20 protein-coding genes are annotated in these 19,555 nt (G+C 66.4%); 16 read left to right on the forward strand and 4 right to left on the reverse strand.

Going from position 1 to position 19,555, the window contains the following annotated elements:
- Positions 1-7 precede the first annotated feature (7 nt).
- Together AU198_RS25435 and AU198_RS25440 are read right to left on the reverse strand one after the other, a co-directional pair.
- A complete protein-coding gene (locus tag AU198_RS25435; RefSeq protein WP_064351358.1) occupies positions 8-463 on the reverse strand; it encodes a nitroreductase/quinone reductase family protein in 456 nt (151 codons plus the stop codon).
- Between the two features lie 96 nt (positions 464-559).
- A complete protein-coding gene (locus tag AU198_RS25440) occupies positions 560-1,762 on the reverse strand; it encodes an RNA polymerase sigma factor (protein ID WP_064351409.1) in 1,203 nt (400 codons plus the stop codon).
- A 127-nt stretch (positions 1,763-1,889) separates the two neighbouring features.
- On the opposite strand from AU198_RS25440, the gene AU198_RS25445 reads away from it, so the two are divergent.
- Both AU198_RS25445 and AU198_RS25450 read left to right on the forward strand, forming a co-directional pair.
- Positions 1,890-2,099: a hypothetical protein gene (locus tag AU198_RS25445; protein WP_064351359.1), complete on the forward strand. Its 210-nt coding sequence runs from the start codon at positions 1,890-1,892 to the stop codon at positions 2,097-2,099.
- Positions 2,083-2,679, forward strand: a complete 597-nt coding sequence (locus AU198_RS25450; protein WP_064351360.1) for a nucleoside/nucleotide kinase family protein — start codon at positions 2,083-2,085, stop codon at positions 2,677-2,679. The genes AU198_RS25445 and AU198_RS25450 overlap by 17 nt, the downstream gene beginning before the upstream one ends.
- A gap of 83 nt (positions 2,680-2,762) precedes the next feature.
- Here the strand turns inward: AU198_RS25450 and fadD8 are convergent, their stop codons facing one another.
- Complete coding sequence (fadD8, locus tag AU198_RS25455; RefSeq protein WP_064351410.1) at positions 2,763-4,361, reverse strand: fatty-acid--CoA ligase FadD8; 1,599 nt, start codon at positions 4,359-4,361, stop codon at positions 2,763-2,765.
- A gap of 367 nt (positions 4,362-4,728) precedes the next feature.
- Between fadD8 and AU198_RS25460 the strand changes: the two genes are divergently transcribed.
- Genes AU198_RS25460 through AU198_RS25515 form a run of 12 tightly spaced genes read left to right on the forward strand, consistent with a single transcriptional unit; the run spans position 4,729 to position 16,088 of the window.
- Positions 4,729-5,568, forward strand: a complete 840-nt coding sequence (locus AU198_RS25460) for an MlaE family ABC transporter permease (protein WP_064351361.1) — start codon at positions 4,729-4,731, stop codon at positions 5,566-5,568.
- A gap of 1 nt (position 5,569) precedes the next feature.
- Entirely contained in the window at positions 5,570-6,424 is an 855-nt protein-coding gene (locus tag AU198_RS25465; protein WP_064351362.1) for an MlaE family ABC transporter permease, read from the forward strand.
- Complete coding sequence (locus AU198_RS25470; protein ID WP_064351363.1) at positions 6,425-7,936, forward strand: MlaD family protein; 1,512 nt, start codon at positions 6,425-6,427, stop codon at positions 7,934-7,936.
- Entirely contained in the window at positions 7,933-8,988 is a 1,056-nt protein-coding gene (locus AU198_RS25475; protein WP_064351364.1) for an MCE family protein, read from the forward strand. The genes AU198_RS25470 and AU198_RS25475 overlap by 4 nt, the downstream gene beginning before the upstream one ends.
- Complete coding sequence (locus AU198_RS25480) at positions 8,981-10,027, forward strand: MCE family protein (RefSeq protein ID WP_064351365.1); 1,047 nt, start codon at positions 8,981-8,983, stop codon at positions 10,025-10,027. The genes AU198_RS25475 and AU198_RS25480 overlap by 8 nt, the downstream gene beginning before the upstream one ends.
- 22 nt (positions 10,028-10,049) lie before the next feature.
- The gene (locus AU198_RS25485) at positions 10,050-11,168 is read left to right on the forward strand and encodes an MCE family protein (protein ID WP_064351366.1); all 1,119 of its coding nucleotides are present in this window, start codon (positions 10,050-10,052) and stop codon (positions 11,166-11,168) included.
- Positions 11,168-12,472: an MCE family protein gene (locus AU198_RS25490; RefSeq protein ID WP_156431746.1), complete on the forward strand. Its 1,305-nt coding sequence runs from the start codon at positions 11,168-11,170 to the stop codon at positions 12,470-12,472. Before AU198_RS25485 ends, AU198_RS25490 begins: the two co-directional genes overlap by 1 nt.
- Entirely contained in the window at positions 12,469-13,719 is a 1,251-nt protein-coding gene (locus AU198_RS25495) for an MlaD family protein (protein WP_064351368.1), read from the forward strand. The genes AU198_RS25490 and AU198_RS25495 overlap by 4 nt, the downstream gene beginning before the upstream one ends.
- Positions 13,720-13,740: 21 nt before the next feature.
- Positions 13,741-14,418, forward strand: a complete 678-nt coding sequence (locus AU198_RS25500) for an Rv1363c family protein (protein WP_064351369.1) — start codon at positions 13,741-13,743, stop codon at positions 14,416-14,418.
- A 19-nt stretch (positions 14,419-14,437) separates the two neighbouring features.
- A complete protein-coding gene (locus tag AU198_RS25505; protein ID WP_064351370.1) occupies positions 14,438-15,241 on the forward strand; it encodes a mannan-binding family protein in 804 nt (267 codons plus the stop codon).
- Between the two features lie 2 nt (positions 15,242-15,243).
- Positions 15,244-15,816 carry a hypothetical protein gene (locus AU198_RS25510; protein ID WP_064351371.1) on the forward strand — a complete coding sequence of 191 codons (573 nt, stop codon included), beginning with the start codon at positions 15,244-15,246 and terminating at the stop codon, positions 15,814-15,816.
- Positions 15,817-15,833: 17 nt separating this feature from the next.
- On the forward strand, positions 15,834-16,088 hold the full coding sequence (locus AU198_RS25515) for a DUF3253 domain-containing protein (protein ID WP_064351372.1): 255 nt from the start codon (positions 15,834-15,836) through the stop codon (positions 16,086-16,088).
- A gap of 27 nt (positions 16,089-16,115) precedes the next feature.
- Here the strand turns inward: AU198_RS25515 and AU198_RS25520 are convergent, their stop codons facing one another.
- Positions 16,116-16,580, reverse strand: a complete 465-nt coding sequence (locus AU198_RS25520; protein WP_064351373.1) for a YciI family protein — start codon at positions 16,578-16,580, stop codon at positions 16,116-16,118.
- Between the two features lie 173 nt (positions 16,581-16,753).
- Between AU198_RS25520 and AU198_RS25525 the strand changes: the two genes are divergently transcribed.
- Together AU198_RS25525 and AU198_RS25530 are read left to right on the forward strand one after the other, a co-directional pair.
- Positions 16,754-17,941 carry a PA2928 family protein gene (locus AU198_RS25525; RefSeq protein WP_064351374.1) on the forward strand — a complete coding sequence of 396 codons (1,188 nt, stop codon included), beginning with the start codon at positions 16,754-16,756 and terminating at the stop codon, positions 17,939-17,941.
- Positions 17,931-19,535, forward strand: coding sequence for an amidohydrolase (locus AU198_RS25530; protein WP_064351375.1), 1,605 nt, complete (start codon positions 17,931-17,933; stop codon positions 19,533-19,535). Before AU198_RS25525 ends, AU198_RS25530 begins: the two co-directional genes overlap by 11 nt.
- Positions 19,536-19,555: the final 20 nt, after the last annotated feature.

Here is a 19,555-nt window from a genome sequence, read left to right on the forward strand (position 1 = left end):
GCAAACGCTACGTGATGACCTCGACGCGGAACACCGGCAGGCGGCCCGCCATGGCCTCGAGTTCCTCGGGCGTCCCGGTCTCCAACACCCCGGCACGCGTCATCATCTCGACGCCGACGGGAACTTGCGCCGGGAACTGCCGCAGCACCGGCCGCGCCTCGTCCGGGGTCAGCTCGACGAGGCGCACTCGCTCGGATCGCCGGCCATACCGCAGCGTGACCTGATTGGCCACGCGGGCGTTGCTCACCCAGTCCGCGCCCGGGTAGCCGTTGATGACGTAGCGGGCGCCGTCGACGAACATCGGCGTGATCGGCGTCGACCGTGGCTTACCGGTCCTGCGGCCGGGCACGGTCAACACCACAGGGGATTCGTGCCGCGAGATCGGCAACCCGAGACGCAACAGCACCATCACCAGCTTGTTGGCGAATTTGAGCCACCGCGGGGGTGCCATCCGATCGCCCATGCGGGGAGGCTACCGCTCATACCGTGACGACGTAGCCGGAACAACGCACCCGAATGGCCGACGAGGGCGGCCTTGATCTCACTCATGGCGCCGATGCTACCGGCGCACCTGACTTACCTTGTCGCGCAGTATTTCTCGTTCCCGCTCGTTGTCGGTCATGGCGGCGGCGCGCTCGAACTCCGTCGCGGCCTCGTGGTCACGTCCCATTCGGGACAGCAGTTCGCCGCGCACGCTCGGCAACAGATACGAAGCCTCCAGGCCCGTCAACGCGTCGACGATCGCCAGCCCCGCTTCGGGGCCGTCGGCCATCGCCACCGCCACCGCCCGGTTGAGTTCGACCACCGGTGACGGTGCCGCCCGCGCCAATCCGTCGTACAGCGCGACGATGCGGCCCCAGTCGGTGTCGGCTGCGGTCGGCGCGGTGGCGTGGCACTCGGCGATCGCCGCCTGCAGTGCATACGGACCCCATCCAGTGCCCTTGCGCCGCAACGTGTTCGCGGCGCGTTCGAGCGCGGCCACACCACGCTGGATCTGCGCCCGGTCCCATTTCGCCCGGTTCTGGTCCTCGAGCAGGATCGGCCGGCCGTCGCTGTCGGTGCGGGCGGCGAAACGCGACGACTGCAGCTCCATCAACGCCACCAGGCCGTGGACTTCCGGTTCATCGGGCACCAGCGCGGCGAGCACCCGGCCGAGGCGCAGCGCCTCGGTGCACAGCTCGTCGCGGATCCAGCGCTGTCCGAACGACGCCGAGTAGCCTTCGTTGTAGATCAGGTAGATCACGCTCAGCACCGCCGAGAGCCGCTCCGGATACTCCGAGCGGTCCGGCACCTCGAAGGGCACGTTCGCGGCCGAGAGGGCCTTCTTGGCGCGGGTGATCCGCGCGGCGACGGTCGGGGTGGACGTAAGGAAGGCACGGGCGATCTCCTCGGTGGTCAGCCCGCCGATGACCCGCAACGTCAACGCGATCCGGCCTTCCCGCGGCAGCACCGGGTGTGCCGAGATGAAGATCAGCCGGAGCACGTCGTCGTCGATGCGGTCGGGGTCCCACGATTCCTCGACATGGCTTTGGAGTTCGCGAGCCATCGCAGCGTATTTGCTGTCAAGATTCTCCTGGCGGCGCCACAAGTCGATGGCCTTGCGTTTGGCAACGGTGGTCAACCATGCGCCGGCGTTGCGCGGAACGCCGGTGACGGGCCACTGCTCCAATGCATCGACGAGCGCGTCGGCGGCCAGGTCTTCGGCGAGCCCGACATCGCCGACCGAGCGCGTCAGCGTCGCGACGATTTTCGCCGCCTCCATCCGCCACACCGCGTCGACGGTCGCCTGCACGTCGCTCACGCCTTCATTGTGCCGAGCCGATGCAAACCGCGTTTCGTGCGGCGTGTCGCAGCGCTTTCCAACTGGTCGCGACGGAAAGTTGGAAGGTATGACCCACAGGTTGGTCACAGCGTATTGGGAAGGCCGCAAGGCATTCCCGCACACGCTCGTCAACCCGTACGCGGGACTGGGGGACCGGGCGATCGCGAGGATGTGGCGGCTGGGCTGGCAGCGCGCCGCCGACGAGCAGCGGGGCATTCCCAGCGAAGAGGAGCGACTTGCTCGTTTCGCCGCGGAAATCGATGCCCTCCTGGACTAGTCGGCTCGACGCGCTTTGGCGCCGACAGCCCCGCGTCGTTCTCGGTGTCACGGGGCTGCCGGGTGCGGGCAAGTCGACGCTGGCCGAGGCGATCGCGGCCGATGACGCGGTGTATGTGCCGATGGACGGCTTTCACCTCGCCGACGTCGAACTGCGGCGGCTGGGCCGCATCGACCGCAAAGGCGCGATCGACACGTTCGACGCCTATGGATATCTCGCTCTGTTGCAACGCATCAGGGCCCAGCGCGACGAGACCGTCTACGCGCCGGCGTTTCACCGCAATCTAGAACAGCCGATCGCGGGCAGCATCCCCGTCCTGCCCGACCATCGACTGATCGTCACGGAGGGCAACTACCTGCTCGATGACGAGCCCCCATGGCCGACTATTCGTGCCCTGCTCGACGAGGTCTGGTACGTCGACGCCCCGCCCGACGTACGCCGTCGTCGCCTCGTCGGCCGGCACGTCGAGTTCGGTAAGTCACCCGAGCAGGCCGAGGCATGGGTGCGCGCGGTCGACGACCCGAACGTCGCGCGCATCGAAACCGCCCGGGCGAGAGCGGATTTCGTCGTCACCCCGTAGCAAACCCCCCGCGAGCGACCGTGTCTGCCCGTCGACACGCCGCTATCGCATGTACAAACGCGGTCGCTCGCGCCAACAGGAACTCAGCCGACCGCGCGGTCGCTGCCCTCCCAGAACTGCGCGCGCACGGCCTTCTTGTCCGGCTTGCCCAGCGCGGTCACCGGCACCGAGTCGACGACGATCACCTGCTTGGGCGACTGCACCGAACCCTTGCGCTCCTTGACCGCGGCCTGGATCTCGGAGGTCATCTGCGCGACGGCTGCCTCGGAGCGATCGGCGTCGGGGCGCAACACGACCACCGCGGTCACCGCCTCGCCCCACTTCTCGTCGGGCGTGCCGATCACACACACCTGTGCAACCGACGGGTGTTCGGCCACAACGTCTTCCACCTCGCGGGGGAACACGTTGAATCCGCCGGTGACGATCATGTCCTTGGTCCGGTCGACGATGTAGTAGAAGCCGTCGGAGTCCTCGCGGGCCAGATCGCCGGTGTGCATCCAGCCGTCGCGGAACGTCTCAGCCGTCGCCTCCGGCTTGTTCCAGTAGCCACCGGACACCAGCGGGCCGGACACACAGATCTCGCCGACCTCGCCCTGTGGCACCGGGTTACCGTCACCGTCGAGCAGCGCGACCCGCGCGAAGACCGTCGGCCGCCCGCACGACGTCAACCGCTTCTCGTCGTGATCACCCTTGGCCAGGTACGTGATCACCATCGGCGCCTCGGACTGGCCGTAATACTGCGCGAAGATCGGGCCGAACCGATCGATCGCCTCGCGCAGCCGTACCGGGTTCATCGCCGAGGCGCCGTAGTACACCGTCTCCAGCGACGACAGGTCACGGGTGTGCGAGTCCGGGTGGTCCATCAGCGCGTAGATCATCGACGGCACCAGCATCGTCGCGGTGATCTTCTGCTCCTCGATCACCCGCAGCACCTCGGCCGGGTCGAACTTCGTCAGCACAACCAGTTCGCCGCCCTTGATGATCGTCGGCACGAAGAACGCCGCGCCCGCATGCGACAGCGGGGTGCACATCAGAAACTTCGGGCGCTCCGGCCACTCCCACTCGGCCAACTGGATCGTCGTCATCGTCGTGATCGACTGCACGGTGCCGATCACGCCCTTGGGCTTGCCCGTCGTGCCGCCGGTGTAAGCCATACCGCCGATGTGATCGGGCGGCAGGTCGGCTGCCACCAGCGGCTGCGGCGAGTACTTCGCGGCCTCGGCGGTCAGATCGACGCCGACACCCTCCAGCTCAGGGGGCACCGGGCCGATCGTCAGCACCTGCTTGAGCGCGGGCACCTTCTCCAAAAGTCCCTGCGCCCGCTCGACGAACATCGGGTTCGGGTCGATGATCAGCGACGTGACACCGGCGTCGTTCAACACATAGGCGTGGTCGTCCAGCGAACCGAGAGGGTGTAGTGCCGTGCGGCGGTAACCCTGGGTCTGTCCGGCGCCGATGATCATCAGCACCTCCGGCCGGTTCAGCGACAGCAGGCCGGTGGCCGTTCCCGCGCCCGCGCCGAGCGCCTCGAACGCCTGAATGTACTGGCTGATGCGCTCGGCGAGCTGCCCACCGGTGAGCGTGGTGTCCCCGAGGAACAGCACCGGCTTGTCCTTGTTCCGCTTCAGTGCCCCGACGGTGAGATGGCCGGAATGGATCGGATGGCGCAGCAGGTCACTCATGGCCATCAGACTAGAACGTGTTCCAATTCCAGTCACCAAGTCCCTGCGAATCGACGCGCGAACCTGTCCGAACCGGTCGGCAGGCGTCCGCCTTCGCGCGGGCCACCCGCTACGCGCCGCTCGGGTACCTCTTCTGACCGATGCCGCCACAACTCGGACGACTGGAAGGGGTGCCGTATCGGACCACCCGCATACGGAATAAGTTAATGTCCATCCTCATCGGATGTGTGGTGACGGGTCTCGGTGCTGTGGCAAAAGTGCGGCCACGGCAAACGGGTGGAAAATACTGAATTTTGCTGCGGCAGTATCAACGCATAGTGAATGCTGCCGACAGGGGGTCTGAGCATTAAGTGAATGGCGATTCAGCATGACGACACGTGGTGACGGAGTCGAGGTCATCGGCAACTGGGCCGGCGGCTACATCAAACGCCATCCCCTGGCTTCGCTCGCGACGGCCGGGGACCAGTTCGTGCTGGGCGTGCGGACTGTGCAGTACATGTTCATCGACCTGTTCACCGGACGTTTCCAGTGGTGGGAGTTCATTCGCCAGGCCGCGTTCATGGCGGGCACCGCGGTGTTGCCGACGGTCCTCGTGGCACTGCCCATCGGCGTGACTCTGTCGATTCAGTTCGCGCTCCTGGCCGGTCAGGTCGGGGCCACCTCACTTGCCGGAGCGGCCAGCGGCCTGGCGGTGATCCGTCAGGCGGCCTCCCTGACCGCCGCGATTCTGATGGCGGCCGCCGTCGGCTCGGCCATCACCGCCGACCTCGGCTCGCGCAAGATGCGCGAGGAGACCGACGCGATGGAAGTCATGGGCGTGTCGGTTATCCGGCGCCTGGTCGTTCCGCGGTTCGCCGCGGCGATCATGATCGGCGTGGCGCTCACCGGAATGGTGTGCTTCGTCGGATTCCTCGCCAGCTACTTGTTCAACGTCTACTTCCAGAACGGCGCGCCCGGCAGTTTCGTCGCGACGTTCGCCTCGTTCACCACGACCGGCGACATGATCGTGGCGATGGTGAAGGCGGTCATCTTCGGTGCCATCGTCGCCGTGGTGTCCTGTCAGAAGGGGCTGTCCACCCAGGGCGGTCCCACCGGCGTCGCGAACTCGGTCAACGCCGCCGTCGTCGAATCGATTCTGATTCTGATGGTCGTCAACGTCGCGATCAGCCAGCTCTACATCATGCTGTTCCCCAGGGTCGGTTTGTGACATGGCCTCGACTTACGTACCTCCGCTGCTGGCACCCTTCGTCCGCTTCTTCGGGAAGGTCGGCCCGCCGATCGGGCGCCTCGGTCACATGCTGGTCTTCTTCGTCCGGGCGATCGTCGCAATCCCGTTGGCGCTTCGGCACTATCGCTCCGAGTTCGTCCGTCTGCTGTCCGACATCGCCTGGGGCAACGGTTCTTTGGTGGTCGGAGGCGGAACCGCCGGAGTGGCGATCGTCCTAGGCGTCACCGTCGGAGCGCTGGTCGGCATCGAGGGCTACAACTTCTTGGACCTGCTCGGCCTGGGTCCCGCGACGGGCATCATCTCCTCACTGGTCAACACCCGCGAACTCGCCCCGATCGCGTTGTCGCTGGCGTTCGCCACCCAGGCCGGCTGCCGGTTCACCGCGCAGCTGGGCTCCATGCGCATCGCCGAAGAGATCGACGCCCTTGACTCACTGGCGATCCGGCCCATCCCGTACCTCGTCACCACCCGCTTGATGGCCTCGGTGATCGCGGTGATCCCGCTCTACGTCGTCTGCCTGGCGGTCAGCTACCTGACCACACAGGTCGTCGTGTACGTCATCAGTGGGGGATCGACCGGCTCGTATCTGCACTACTTCACGCTGATGCTGTCGGGCGAGGACATCCTGTATTCGCTTCTCAAAGCGATCGTCTTCGTCTGGATCGCTACGACGATCCAGTGTTACTACGGCTTTTATGCCAGCGGCGGGCCCGAGGGCGTCGGGGTCGCCGCCGGACATGCCATGCGGGCCAGCATCACCGTGGTGATCATCGTCAACATGCTTCTCACCATGGCGCTGTGGAACGTCGACTCCGGAGCGAGGTTTGGGGGGTAGGTGGCGAATTCCTTTGATCTGGACGGGCGGGGCCCCACCGATCGCCAGTTGATCGGCGCCGGTATCGCCGTTGCTGTTGTGCTGGCGCTGATTTCGGTGACCCTGTTGGTCAAGGCGACGGGACGCCTCGATCCGTTCGTGCGCGTCGTGGCGAATCTCGTCAACGTCGGTGACGGACTGCCGCAGCGCTCAGACGTGAAGTATCACGGCGTCCTGGTCGGAGCCGTCGACAGTGTCACCCCGGCAGCGCACGGAAATCCCAACTACGTCCACATCAATCTCGATCCCCACTACGCCCGCTCCATACCGGCGAACGTCACGGCGCGGGTGGTGCCCAGCAACGTGTTCGCGGTGTCGTCGGTGCAACTGGTGGATCCCGCCGGCGGGCCGGCGAATGATCCAAGCAAGCAACGCGGACCGGCGATCAGTGCGGGGGCGCACATTCCGGAAGACACCGAGCTGCCCACCGTGCTGTTTCAGACCACGATCAGTAAGTTGCGCGACATCCTGGCCGCCACCGGCCGCGGTCGCGAGGACAAGACGGTGGGCGTCCTGGCGGCCGTGAACGAGGCCACCGAGGATCGCCGCACCGAACTGCTCACCAGTGGCGCGCAACTGAATCGGATGCTCGATCAGCTCAACGCGATCGTCGCCACCGATCCGGGCCCGACCACGGTCTCGGCGCTGGTCGATGCGACGCGGGGGCTGCAGGCCACCGCGCCGGAACTGATCGACGCGCTGCACATGGCTGTCGAACCGATGCAAACCCTGGTTCAGCAGCGCGCTCAACTCGACGCGCTGATCAGTGGCGGTATGCACACCATGGGAACCACCCACACTGCACTGAACAACCACACCGACCGGCTGGTCACGATCACCTCGGAGCTGACGCCGGTGATGGGGATCCTGGCCGACACCTCACATCACTGGCTGCCGGCCTTCATCAAGCTGAATGGCTTGTCCGACAAGTTCTTCAACGAGGTCTGGCGGCCCGAGCGCGATGTCGGCAACATGCGGATGAACTTCTCCCTGACACCGAGCTACACCTACACCCGGGCCGACTGCCCGCGCTACGGGGAACTGAAGGGCCCCAGCTGTTACACCGCGCCCCTGGTGGTGACCCGGCCGGAGTTGCCCGATGTGCTGCTGCCGCAGAACTATCAGCCGCCCAAGGATCTGGCGCCTCCCCCGGGCACGGTGCTCGGCGAGAACGGAAATCTGATCGCTGTGGGTCCGCCGCTGGTGAACCCCAATCCCAGCCTGGCCGACCCGAATCCACCACTACCACCGTGGATGTCGCCCGCGCCGCCGGTGCCGGGAACGGCGAACGACGCGCTGGTGCCGATACCCCCACCGCCGGCGAACCAGTCGCCTGTGGCGCCGGTTGCACCCAAACCGGGGGATTCGCCCCGGGCACCCGCGCCGCCGCCGGCCGCACCCGCACCGCCACCCGCCGCCCCCGCACCGGCGCCACCGCTGCCCGCCGAAGCCGTGATCGGGGGGACCCGATGAAATATCGTGCCGCACTCGTCGGGCTGTCACTGTTCATGGTGGTGGCGCTGACGTTGACCTGGCTCGTCTACGTCACGCTGCGCCGGGACGTCGCCGGCTCGACGGTGCCCTACGCCGCGGTGTTCACCGATGTCTTCGGCCTACGCGAGGGTGACGACGTCCGGATGGCCGGCGTCCGGGTGGGTCGGGTGGAAAGCATTGACCTGCAAGGCAAACACGCCAAGGTGTCGTTCGTCGTGCAGCGCGACCAGCAGTTGCTCGGCACCACCGTCGCCTCGGTGACTTACCAGAACATCGTCGGGCAGCGGTACCTCGGCCTGTCGCTGGGGAACCTGGGATCGCCCGATCCGCTACCCGCCGGCAGTGTCATCCCGGTCGAACAGACCGATCCGTCGTTCGACGTGGGCAGGCTCCTCAACGGGTACGAACCGCTGTTCAGCGTGCTCGACCCGCGGCATGCCGACAACCTCACCAAGGGTGTGATCCAGTCACTGCAGGGCGACGAGGGGTCGATCACCGCATTGATCGACCAGACCGCGCAGCTGACCGACGCGTTCGCCGGCCGCGACGAGGAACTCGGCGGGGTGATCACCGACCTGAACCTCGTCGTTGCCAACCTCGCCCGACACAACGACGACCTCGACCACGTCATCGGCCAAGCACGCTCGGTGGTCTCGACCTTCGACGCGCGACGGCCCCAACTGGTGGATTCGATGGGCTCGATCGCCAAAGTGGTGCGCCAGCTATCGACGATCTCCGACGAGGTCTACCCCTCGCTGAACGAACTCGTTCAGCGCGAACCGGGTTTCGCGCAGCACATGGTCAAGATCGAACCGCAACTGGCCTTCGTGGGCGCCAATCTGCCGTTGATGCTCAAAGGATTCGCGCGCATCACCGGCGAGGGCACCTACGCCAGCGCTTATGCGTGCAACCTCGACGGCACCGCGTTCTTCCCCGGCCTCAACGATGTGACCCCGATCGTCGTCGACGCGGCCACCCCCGGCAACAAAGCCCGGTACACCCCCAAGTGCAGGAATATGGCCAATGGCTGATCGAACACTCAACACCCGGCGCAGACGGCGCCCCCTGGAGAGCTACAGCAAGATCTGGCTGGGAGTCGTTGCCGTCGCGGTGGTTTCGGTTCTCATCGGGGTGCTGATGCTGGTGCGGGTCGCCGACTTCGGCTACCGCCACTACACCGCACGTTTTCTGCAAGCCGCGGCACTGCAACCGGGCAATCCGATCACCGTGGCCGGCATCCCGGTGGGTGAGGTGTCGAGCATGGAACTCAAGGGCGACCATGTCGAGGCCGGTCTGAAAGTCCGCAACGACGTCGTGCTCGGTGAAGACTCGCGCGCGTCGATCAAGATCACGACGATCCTGGGATCGCGCTACCTCGCGCTGTATCCCGACGGGCCAGGTTCGTTGCCCGACGACACTTTCGATCTGACGCACACCGAGGTGCCCTACGACCTGCAGGAGGCGCTGGCCGACGTCACCACCACCTACGAGCAGGTCGACTCCGATCAGTTCGCCGAAACTCTGGCGATTTTGGGCCGCCAGCTGCAGACCCTGCCCCCGGTCGTTCCGCAGGCGTTGGAGAACACCCACACGCTGTCGACGATCATCGCCGAACGCCGCGACCAGTTGGGCGAGCTACTCAAGACGACGGAACTGGTCAGCTCCACGCTGCGTCGCCAGCAGTCCACCATCGGCAGCCTGATGGATCAGGGCAACTCGTTGCTCGGTGAGTTCGTCGCGCGGCGTGCCACGTTCCACGCGATGATGGACGGACTGACCAACCTGGTGGAGACGTTGAGCAGCATCGTGATCGACGATCGGCCCGAGCTCGAGGAGCTGCTCGACAACCTGCGGGAGCTTTCCACTCTGCTCGGCCGAAACGACGGCATGGTGCGCAGCATCCTGCAGTCCGGGGCAGTCGCGCTACGCAACATGACCAACATCACCGGCACCGGCAACGCGATCGACTTCAACGCCTCCAGCGGCCTGCTGGTCGACTCCTGGATGTGCGCAATCAGCGGCCGGGCCAAACAGTTCGGCATGCTCGAGTACTACCAGGACTGCAAATGAGCCAGCCATCCCAGGAGCGAGTGTGAAAAGCACCAGGTCCAAGATCATCGCGGTCGTCGCCGTCGGCCTCGCCGTAGCATTCGCCGCGGCCGTCGTGGTGGTCAAGTTCGCAGCGGATCAGCTCGATACCATCACCGTCACCGCCCAGTTCGACAGCGCCGCAGGGCTATACGAAGGCAATGTGGTCGCGGTCCTCGGGATGCCGGTGGGCAAGGTCACCAAGATCACCGCCAAGGGTGGCTACGTCGAGGTCGATTTCACCGTCGACAAGGATGTCAAGGTACCCGCAGACGTCCAGGCCGCCACCATCTCGAACTCGATCCTCACCGATCGCCAGATCGAGTTGACCCCGCCCTACCGGGACGGCCCCACCTTGCAGAACCACGACACCATCGGTTTGAACCGCACCCGGACACCGGTCGAATTCGCCAGGGTGCTCGACGTTCTCGACAAGCTCGCGCTGTCGCTGCGCGGTGACGGGAAGGGAGACGGCCCGATCGCCGATGTGGTGGACGCCAGCGCGGCGATCGTCGACGGCAACGGCCAGCAGATGAAGGACGCGCTGGGTGAACTGTCGCATGCGTTGCGGCTCAGCGCCGATCGCGGCACTGTGACCAAGGATCAGCTCACCACCATCGTGCGCAACGTGAGTTCGTTGTCGGAGGCGGCGGCCCGCAACGACTCGATGATGCGGGAGTTCGGTTCGTCCGTGCGGGCCCTGAGCCAGATCCTGGCCGACGAGGACCTCGGCAGTGGCACCACCGGTAAGAAGATCAACGAGGTGTTGACCAACACCGGCGAAGTGTTGGAAAAGCACCGGGATTCGATCAAGGATCTCGTCGCCAACGGCGACATCGTGTTGAACACCGCGGTCGACCACGAACGCGATCTGATGGAGTTTCTCGACCTCGCGCCGATGACCCTGGACAACCTCTACAACGTCGCCGACCAGAAGAACGGCGCGCTGCGGGTGAAGGTCGTCACCGACAAGGTGCTGTTCGACAACCAGCTGATCAAGGAGGTCTGCAACATGATGGGCCTGCGCCAGTTGGGTTGCAGCACGGGAACATTGCAGGACTTCGGACCGGATTTCGGGTTGACGTACATGCTCGAAGGGCTCGCGGCGATGGGGCAGAAGTGATGGCCACCGTCCGGAACCGCCGGCGGCGGCTGGCAGCGGCCCTGGCGATGAGCGGGTGCCTGGCCGTTTCCGGCTGCGCCACCGAGGGTCTGTCGAGTCTTCCGCTGCCGGCACCCAGTGTGGGCTCCGGTGGATACCGGGTGACCGCCGTGTTCTCCAACGCGTTGAACCTGCCGGCGAACGCCAAGGTCAAGCTGGCTGGCGCCGATGTCGGCCAGATGGAGTCGATGGTGGCCCGCAACTACACCGCGGTCACCACGTTGCGGATCATGGACGGTGTGCAGTTGCCGCGGGGCAGCACGGCCGAATTGCGTTCTGCGACACCGCTGGGGGACGTGTTCGTGGCGATCAAGCCGCCGAGCCCGGTGGAACCGGGCACGCCGCTGCTCAAGGACGGCGACACCATTCCCCTGGAGTCGACGACGGCCGCGGCCACGGTCGAATCGGTGTTGGGTTCGGCCGCGATCCTGGTCAACGGCGGTGCGGTGCGCAACTTCACCAACATCATCAACGGTCTGGGCAAGGCGACCGGTGACGAAGGCCAGGCGTTCGGCGCCCTCATCCGCAAGACCAACGACACGCTCGGCACGCTCAACGCGCGCTCGGACGAGATTTCGACCGCGATGACCGAGACTTCGCGGTTGGCCAACTCGATTGCCGCCAAGAACCAGGTGATAGCCGACGTGATGGCCGAGGCCCGCCCGGCCACCGACACGTTGGCGGCCCACACCACCGAGATCGCCGATCTCGTCAAACAGCTCGGCGATGTCTCGAACCAGATGCGCAAGTTCCCGTCGATCGCGGGCACCGACACCAGCGGTCGCAGTGTCATCGCGGATGCCAATACCGTTGCGCGCGCGTGGAACGACGTCGCGCTGGCTCCCGGCGCCACGCTCTACGCGCTCAACCGGTTGATGCCGCCGTTCCTCAAGACGTTGACCAGTAGCTCGATCGCGCTGGACGCCAGCGTCGACCGTTTGGTCCTGGGGTCCATCCCCGACATCGGATACGCCGGCGACCCGGGGCTGCACGGACCCAAGCGCCACGACTGGCATCAGCTGGTCGGCACGCTGCAGTACACGCTGTTTCGGTTGCAGGAGCGGGTCGTTGGCAGGGGGCCCGGGGTACCGCAAGTCCCGGTGATCCCCAGCCCGACGGAGCCCGGTGAGATCATCGTCGCGCCCCAGCATGGGCCTGCGCCGGCCGCCGCTCCTGGACCGGCCGCCGCTCCCCAGGCGCCGCCGGTCGCTCCGCCGCCGTCGCCGCCGTCGCCTGCCCCGCTGCCCGCCGAGGCCCCACGATGATCGGCGCTGCCGCCGACCGCATCGTCGACCTCGTCCGGTTCGGTTACCGTCGCCGGGCCTGGCTGTCGGCGATCGCGTTGGTCATGACGCTCGTGGTGGCGACCGCGTATCTGTTGTTCGGTGCGTTACAGGTGAATCCGCTCGCGTCGACGTACCGGCTCACCGTCGAACTGCCGGCGTCGGCCGGGTTGTTGCCCAATCAGGATGTGACGCTGCGGGGAGTGCGGATCGGCCGGGTGGAACGGCTCGACCTCACGCCCGGCGGCGTCAACGCGGTGGTGACCGTCAACTCGACGAAGCAGATCCCGAAATCGTCTGCCGTGCGGGTCTCGGGGCTGTCCCCGGCCGGTGAGCAGTACATCGACTTCGTTCCCGACGATCAGACGGGCCCGTTCCTTGCGGACGGCGCAGTGGTCGGCCAGGGCCGGGCCGCGATTCCGGTGAGCCTGGCCGAGCTGCTCGCCAACGCCGACGGGGCGCTGGCCCAGGCCGACACCGAGAAACTCGAACTCATCAGACGAGAACTGAGTCTGAGCGAAGCCGGTCCGCAGAAACTGGCCGACATCGTCGATGGCGGCACCTTCCTGTTGTCGACCCTCGATTCGGTCCTGCCCGAGACGAGTTCGCTGTTGCGCACCAGCCAGGTGGTGTTCACCCTCGTCGCCGACAAGAACGCCGGAATCGATGCTGCCTCAGACAATCTCAGCGAGAGCTTCGTCGGGATCAACAAGATGCGCGACGGCTATCGCCGGCTCACCGACCAGACACCCGGCGTCCTGAAGCACGTCGACAACCTGTTCGTCGACAACTCCGACACCATGGTGCAGCTGCTTGGCAATCTGAGCACCACGTCCCGGTTGCTCTACCTGCGGGTGCCGGCGCTGAACGCGCTGTTCCCGAAGCACCGCACATCGGTGCTCGACGCGCTCGGCGCCGCGATGCACAGCGGCGGATTGTGGGGAACCGCCGAGATCTATCCCCGCTACACATGCGACTACGGCACCCCCAAGCTGCCGCCGTCGAACGCGGACTATCCCGAACCGTTCATGTACACCTACTGTCGCGACGACCACCCCGGAGTCCTGGTGCGCGGAGCCAAGAACGCACCACGACCTGCCGGAGACGACACCGCCGGGCCGCCCCCGGGTGCCGACCTCGGCCGACAGATGGACCCAACCCCGAAGGGGCGCTACACGATTCCGACGCCCTACGGCGGCCCGACGCTCCCGATCGAGCCGCCGCGCTGACCGACGCCTATCCGTGAGGAGATGACGATGCCCGTGAGTACCGACCGAGACCGCGAGACCGACAAGCCCGACGCGCCGCAAGCCGACACGGCGGCCGAGTCCGACACCGCCACGTCCGACACCGCCGAAACCGACACCGCCGAATCCGATGCCGAGACTCCCAAAACCGAGTCCGGTGACGACGCCTCCAACGACTCGAACGGCGAAGGCGCCGCACGCAACTGGCGCCGCCCGGTGCTGCGCGGGGCGCTGATCCTGGCGTTCGTGGTGCTGCTCGGCGCAACCGGGTTCCTCGGCTGGCAACTGTGGCAGGAACGTCAGGTCGCTCAGGCCGGCGAACAGGCCCAGGCCGCAGCGGTGACCTACGCACAGGTCTTGACGAGCATCGACTCGGCGAAGGTCGACGAGAACTTCGATGCGGTGCTCGACGGGGCGACCGGCGAGTTCAAGGACATGTACTCACAGTCCAGCAGCCAACTGCGGCAGTTGCTGATCGACAACAAGGCATCCGCTCACGGGGTGGTGCTCGAATCGGCGGTCCAGTCGGCGACCAAGGACAAGGCGGTCGTGCTGCTGTTCGTCGACCAGTCCGTCACCAACACCAATGTGCCCGATCCGCGCATCGACCGCAGCCGCATCAAGATGACGATGGAGAGCGTCGACGGGCGTTGGCGGGCAAGCAAAGTCGAATTGCCGTGAGGACGTGGGGAGACGTGAGATGCGCCTGCTGAACCCGGCACTGGCCGCGGCGGCCATGATCACCGCGGTGGTGGCCGTCGCACCCACCGCGTCCGCGTCGGCGCCCTCCTTCTGCGCGGAGCTCGGCGGGCATTGGGACGGGCAGTTCTGCAGCACGTCGGTGGTTTCGGAGCGCAAAGCGACGCGCAACATCAAGATGGCGTTGCCCGGCGATCTGGTGGACAACCCGACGATCCGGGAGTACCTGACCAACCTGATGAACAACTGGCGCGACGCCGCGAAGATGACGGTCCACGACAGTTTCGGCGAGCAGCACTTCCAGATCTTCCAGCACGGCGGCGCGATGACCGTCGTCTTCCACGAGATGTACTCGGGGACGGTCGGTACCGACGCCCTCGCACACCCGAACGCACCGATCATCAGCGACGCCTACCGCACCTTCACCTTCGCCGATGGTCGGCGGCTGCAACTGGCCGACCTGTTCAAACCGGGCGTCGACCACATGGCCGAGATCCCGCGCCTGGGCGAACCGTTCATCGTCGCCGCACTCGACGCCGCACCGCCGCCGCACCAACCTGGCACCTACCCGTTCACCCCGGATCGCTGGACCCCGGACAAGGTCTACTCCGGTGCGTACAAAGCGTGGGCGCTCACTCCAGATGAGTTGATCCTCTACATGCCTGACTACCCGGTGGCCCGGGACCGGCCGATCAACTTCAGCCCGGGGCTTCCGCAGTGGGCGATGGACGGCGGCACCGTGCAGGCCCACATCCCGCTGTCGGCGCTCGCGCCGATCCTGCGCCCCGAATTCGGCGGTGGTTGAGCATGTTTCGGGTGCTTGCCGCATTACTGACCGGATTGCTGTTGTTCGCACCGGTGAGCCGCGCCGAACCCGCCGCCCCGACGCTCCCGGTGTTCACACCGCATCCGTCGGATTGGCAACCCGACTACACCGTGTTCCCGTACAACCTGTGGCAGATACGGGTCACGCCGGAGCAGATCACCGCGATGCGTGATTCGTGTCAGTGGTTCAACGCGCAGTACGAGCAGCTGATGGGCCAGGTGTACGGATTTCAGCGTTTCCTGGCCGATCAGGGTGACGACTGGGGGCGGCCCGGGGTCAGCGAGGCGGGCGACATCGTCGCGGCCAACCTCGATCAGTCCGCCGCATTCCTCGACCCCCGCGCCCACACGTTGTTCATCATCAACTACCCGGACCAGAGCGAGTATTCGCCGGTGTTCCATGGGGATTCGATCTACCGGTTGTGGTATCAGTTCACTCAGATCAGCGACAAAATCAAGAAGCGGATGCCGTCCGGGCAGATCAACGCCAACATCGCGACCGCAAACGTCTACGGCGGCGTGATCCGCGACTCCGGGGTCTGTGCGGGCGCATAGCGCGTAGGGTTCGGCCGGTGAGCACCGATGCCAGGCAGCGGCTGCGCGAGACGATCCTGAGGCTCATTCATGAGCGCGGCCCGGACAAGACGATCTGCCCGTCGGACGCGGCCCGCGCCGTCGGCGGCGACGACTGGCGCGAACTGATGGACGACGCCCGCGAGACCGCCCGCGACCTGGCCCGCAACGGCGACGTCGAGATCACCCAGAAAGGTGAGGTGCTCGACCCGAACGCCGAGTGGCGCGGACCCATCCGGATCCGCGCCACGTAGCGCCCGTCGCACGCGCTCAGCAAGGACTCACGCCAACTTGTCGGCCTCGGCCCGCGCCTGCGCCGCGACCTTCTCCGCCAGCTCGGCCTTCCACTGGATCTCCTTCTTGATCCAGGGGTTGTCCTGCGGGAACTGGTCGGTCTCGCCGACCAGCCGCACCTCGAGCCTCACGCCGGGCCCCAGGGGGCACTTCTGGGCCCACTGCTTGGCCTCCTCCTTCGACGACACGTCGATGATCCAGAACCCGTTGAACAGCTCCTTGGCCTCGGTGTACGGGCCGTCGGTCACCACCGGCGGATCGGAGTCGAAGTCGACGACGAAACCGTCCTCCGGACCGGTCAGGCCCTCGCCGGCGAGCATCACACCGGCCTTGATCAACTCCTCGTTGTAGCGGCCCATCGACTCGATGACCTCGTTGAAGTCCACGTTGGCGTCGGCGAACGCAGCTTCGGCCTCGGGGGTGACCCGCATGATCAGCATGTATCGCGCCATTTGTCTGTCTCCTTCTAGTCGCTTCTGACGGGGCGGGTTTTCGCGCCCTCACGACTACGTCGAATGGGTTCTCACTGGATTCGACACGGGCCGCACGAATTTTTCATCGGAGTTTGGGAGATTTCTCATCACCGAGCCAGAGCGGACTTAGACCGGGCCGCTGACAATCGGTCATGGGTATCGCACGTTCGCTCGGATTCGCCGTGGTGGTGGTCGGCGCCCTGCTCGGGATGTACGCCGTCCCGCGGGTGCTCGGCGATCCGATGCCCAGCGTCGGCCCCGTCGTGGGCTTCGCCACCGTCGCCGGTCACCCCGCCGTGCTGGCGGCGTACGGCCGCACCGGCGGTGTGCGCTCGGCGCCATTCGGTACCGACGACGTATGGCAGGAGCGCTTGGCCGCGGTGTCGCTTCACACCGGCGAACTGCTGTGGGATGTCCAGTTGCACGGCAAGAGCGGCTGGGAACGGGCCGTACTCGCTGTGGCCGACGGCCTCGCTTACGTCGCCACCGACTACGGATTGTCGATCGTTGCCGTCGAGGACGGTCGGATCGTCATGCAGAACGACCAGATCCCCGGTCTCGGCAACGATTACGTGCAGGCCTACATGGCCTACCACGTCGACCCGGACCTCGACGCCGTCATCGCGCTGACCCAGCCGGGCGCCGTCGTCCACATCCCGCTGGGCACAACCGAAGCCACGCCCACGCCCCACGATGTGGCCGACAACTGGCGCGGCACACTGATCGCCGATTCGGCGCCCACGCGCGACGCGGCATTCGAGATGATCGACGTCGACCCGGCGGCCACGCCGAAGCGCATGGCGCTTCCCGACGGCGGCGCGGTGCACCTGTCCCGGCAGACGGGTGTGTTGACCCGCGAATGGCCCGACGGACGCACCGAGGTGCTCACCCGCATCCACGATGTGACCCGCCCCGAACTCGTCTACGAGATCGTGCGCACCCCTGCGGCGCTCGCCACCGGAGAACAACTGGCCGAAGGCACAGACATGTTCACGAAGCACCACTCGGCCGCAGTGCCACTGGGTACCGTGAGCGGCGTGGTGCTCGTGCGCGGCGACGACCCGAACACCGATGGGCGAGAGTCACTTTTGCTGATCGACATCGGGTCGGGGGAGACGATGGCGGTGGTGGCCGACCTCGACGACGTCAAGCGGGTGACCGCCACACCCGACGGGGACATCCTCGTCATCGCGACGCCCAGCCCGCCCGCCTTTGAGCCCTCCAACGACAACCGTCTGATCGTGCTGCGGCCCGACGGCCGGGTCACGTCGACCGATCTCGGGCTGACCGACTTCTGGGGCCGTACCAAAGCCGACACGAGGAGCAGCGATGCCCGCTGACCTGATCATCCGTGGAACCATCCTGACGGTCGACGAAAGCCGGCCGACCGCGGAGGCGCTCGCGGTGAGCGACGGCCGCATCGTCGCCGTGGGCAGCGGCAACGAGATCGACGGCTGGATCGGCCCCGACACCGAGACCCGCGACGTCGACGGATGCGTGATGCCCGGATTCGTCGAAGCGCACGGCCATCCGCTGATGGAGGCCATCGTGCTGTCCGAGCGGATGGTCGACATCCGGCCGGTCACACTGCCCAAGGCCGATGACGTGGTCGCCGCCATCAAGACCGAGGTCGCCAACCGCGGCCCCGAGGGTGCGTACCTCAACGGCTGGGATCCGCTGCTGCAGAGGGGCTTACCGGCGCCGACATTGGCCTGGCTCGACGAACTCGCCCCCGACGATCCCTTGGTGATCGTGCACAACTCGGGGCACAAGGCCTACTTCAATAGCGCCGCCGCCCGACGGTTCGGGCTCACCCGCGACACCCCGGACCCCAAAGGCGCCCGGTACGGCCGCGACGCAAACGGTGAGCTCGACGGCACCGCCGAGGAGACCGCCGCGGTGTTCAGCTTGCTGGCGGGCGTGATCGATCCCGCCGACTACCCGGCGATGTTGCACGCCGAACTGAAGCGGCTCAACGCCGCCGGACTGACCACCTGCTCGGAGATGGCCTTCGATCCGGTGTTCCGTCCGGTGATCGAAACGCTGCGCACTCACCTGAGCGTGCGGCTGCGGCTCTACGAGATCTCCAATGCCCAGATGTCCACCGACGCGACCCCGGGCGCAGGCGACGACTTGCTCCGTCAGGTCGGGATCAAGATCTGGGTCGACGGTTCGCCGTGGATAGGCAACATCGACCTGTCGTTTCCGTACTTGGACACCGACGCCACGCGCACCATCGGCGTCGCACCCGGATCGTGCGGGCACGCCAACTACACCCGCGAACAACTCACCGAGATCGTGCACGCCTACTTCCCCAAGGGCTGGCCGATGGCCTGCCACGTCCAGGGCGACGCCGGTGTCGACACCATCCTCGACGTGTACGAAGAAGCGTTGCGGCGTTGGCCCCGTGACGATCACAGGCTGCGGCTCGAGCACGTCGGCGCCATCCGCGACGATCAGCTGCAACGCGCGCACGACCTCGGCGTCGTCTGCAGCGTGTTCGTCGATCAGATCCACTACTGGGGCGACATCATCGTCGATGGTTTGTTCGGCGCTGAACACGGAAGCCGTTGGATGCCATGCGGATCCGCTGTCGCCACGGGTATGCGGATCTCGCTGCACAACGATCCGCCGGTCACCCCGGAAGAGCCCTTGCGCAACATCAGCGTCGCGGCCACCCGCACGGCCCCGAGCGGGCGGGTGATCGGCCCGGAGCAGCGCATCTCCGTCGAGCAGGCGATCAGGGCGCAGACAGTGGACGCTGCCTACCAGCTGTTCGCCGACGATGTGGTCGGCTCGCTTGAAGTGGGCAAGTACGCCGACATGGTGGTGCTGTCGGCCGATCCGCGCACGGTGGCGCCCGAGGAGATCGCCGATCTCGAGGTGCAGGCCACGTATCTGGCCGGCCGACAGGTTTACCGCAAAGGCGACTGACCAGACCGCGACGGTCGCTA

Source organism: Mycobacterium sp. GA-1199 (assembly GCF_001500045.1).
Taxonomy (GTDB): Bacteria; Actinomycetota; Actinomycetes; order Mycobacteriales; family Mycobacteriaceae; genus Mycobacterium.

Coding starts and splice junctions, on each gene's coding strand:
- AU198_RS25435 (WP_064351358.1), bottom strand. CDS start 463: ATGGGCGATCGGATGGCACCCCCGCGGTGGCTCAAATTCGCCAACAAG.
- AU198_RS25440 (WP_064351409.1), bottom strand. CDS start 1,762: ATGGAGGCGGCGAAAATCGTCGCGACGCTGACGCGCTCGGTCGGCGAT.
- AU198_RS25445 (WP_064351359.1), top strand. CDS start 1,890: ATGACCCACAGGTTGGTCACAGCGTATTGGGAAGGCCGCAAGGCATTC.
- AU198_RS25450 (WP_064351360.1), top strand. CDS start 2,083: ATGCCCTCCTGGACTAGTCGGCTCGACGCGCTTTGGCGCCGACAGCCC.
- fadD8 (WP_064351410.1), bottom strand. CDS start 4,361: ATGAGTGACCTGCTGCGCCATCCGATCCATTCCGGCCATCTCACCGTC.
- AU198_RS25460 (WP_064351361.1), top strand. CDS start 4,729: ATGACGACACGTGGTGACGGAGTCGAGGTCATCGGCAACTGGGCCGGC.
- AU198_RS25465 (WP_064351362.1), top strand. CDS start 5,570: ATGGCCTCGACTTACGTACCTCCGCTGCTGGCACCCTTCGTCCGCTTC.
- AU198_RS25475 (WP_064351364.1), top strand. CDS start 7,933: ATGAAATATCGTGCCGCACTCGTCGGGCTGTCACTGTTCATGGTGGTG.
- AU198_RS25480 (WP_064351365.1), top strand. CDS start 8,981: ATGGCTGATCGAACACTCAACACCCGGCGCAGACGGCGCCCCCTGGAG.
- AU198_RS25490 (WP_156431746.1), top strand. CDS start 11,168: ATGGCCACCGTCCGGAACCGCCGGCGGCGGCTGGCAGCGGCCCTGGCG.
- AU198_RS25495 (WP_064351368.1), top strand. CDS start 12,469: ATGATCGGCGCTGCCGCCGACCGCATCGTCGACCTCGTCCGGTTCGGT.
- AU198_RS25500 (WP_064351369.1), top strand. CDS start 13,741: ATGACGATGCCCGTGAGTACCGACCGAGACCGCGAGACCGACAAGCCC.
- AU198_RS25505 (WP_064351370.1), top strand. CDS start 14,438: ATGCGCCTGCTGAACCCGGCACTGGCCGCGGCGGCCATGATCACCGCG.
- AU198_RS25510 (WP_064351371.1), top strand. CDS start 15,244: ATGTTTCGGGTGCTTGCCGCATTACTGACCGGATTGCTGTTGTTCGCA.
- AU198_RS25520 (WP_064351373.1), bottom strand. CDS start 16,580: ATGGCGCGATACATGCTGATCATGCGGGTCACCCCCGAGGCCGAAGCT.
- AU198_RS25525 (WP_064351374.1), top strand. CDS start 16,754: ATGGGTATCGCACGTTCGCTCGGATTCGCCGTGGTGGTGGTCGGCGCC.
- AU198_RS25530 (WP_064351375.1), top strand. CDS start 17,931: ATGCCCGCTGACCTGATCATCCGTGGAACCATCCTGACGGTCGACGAA.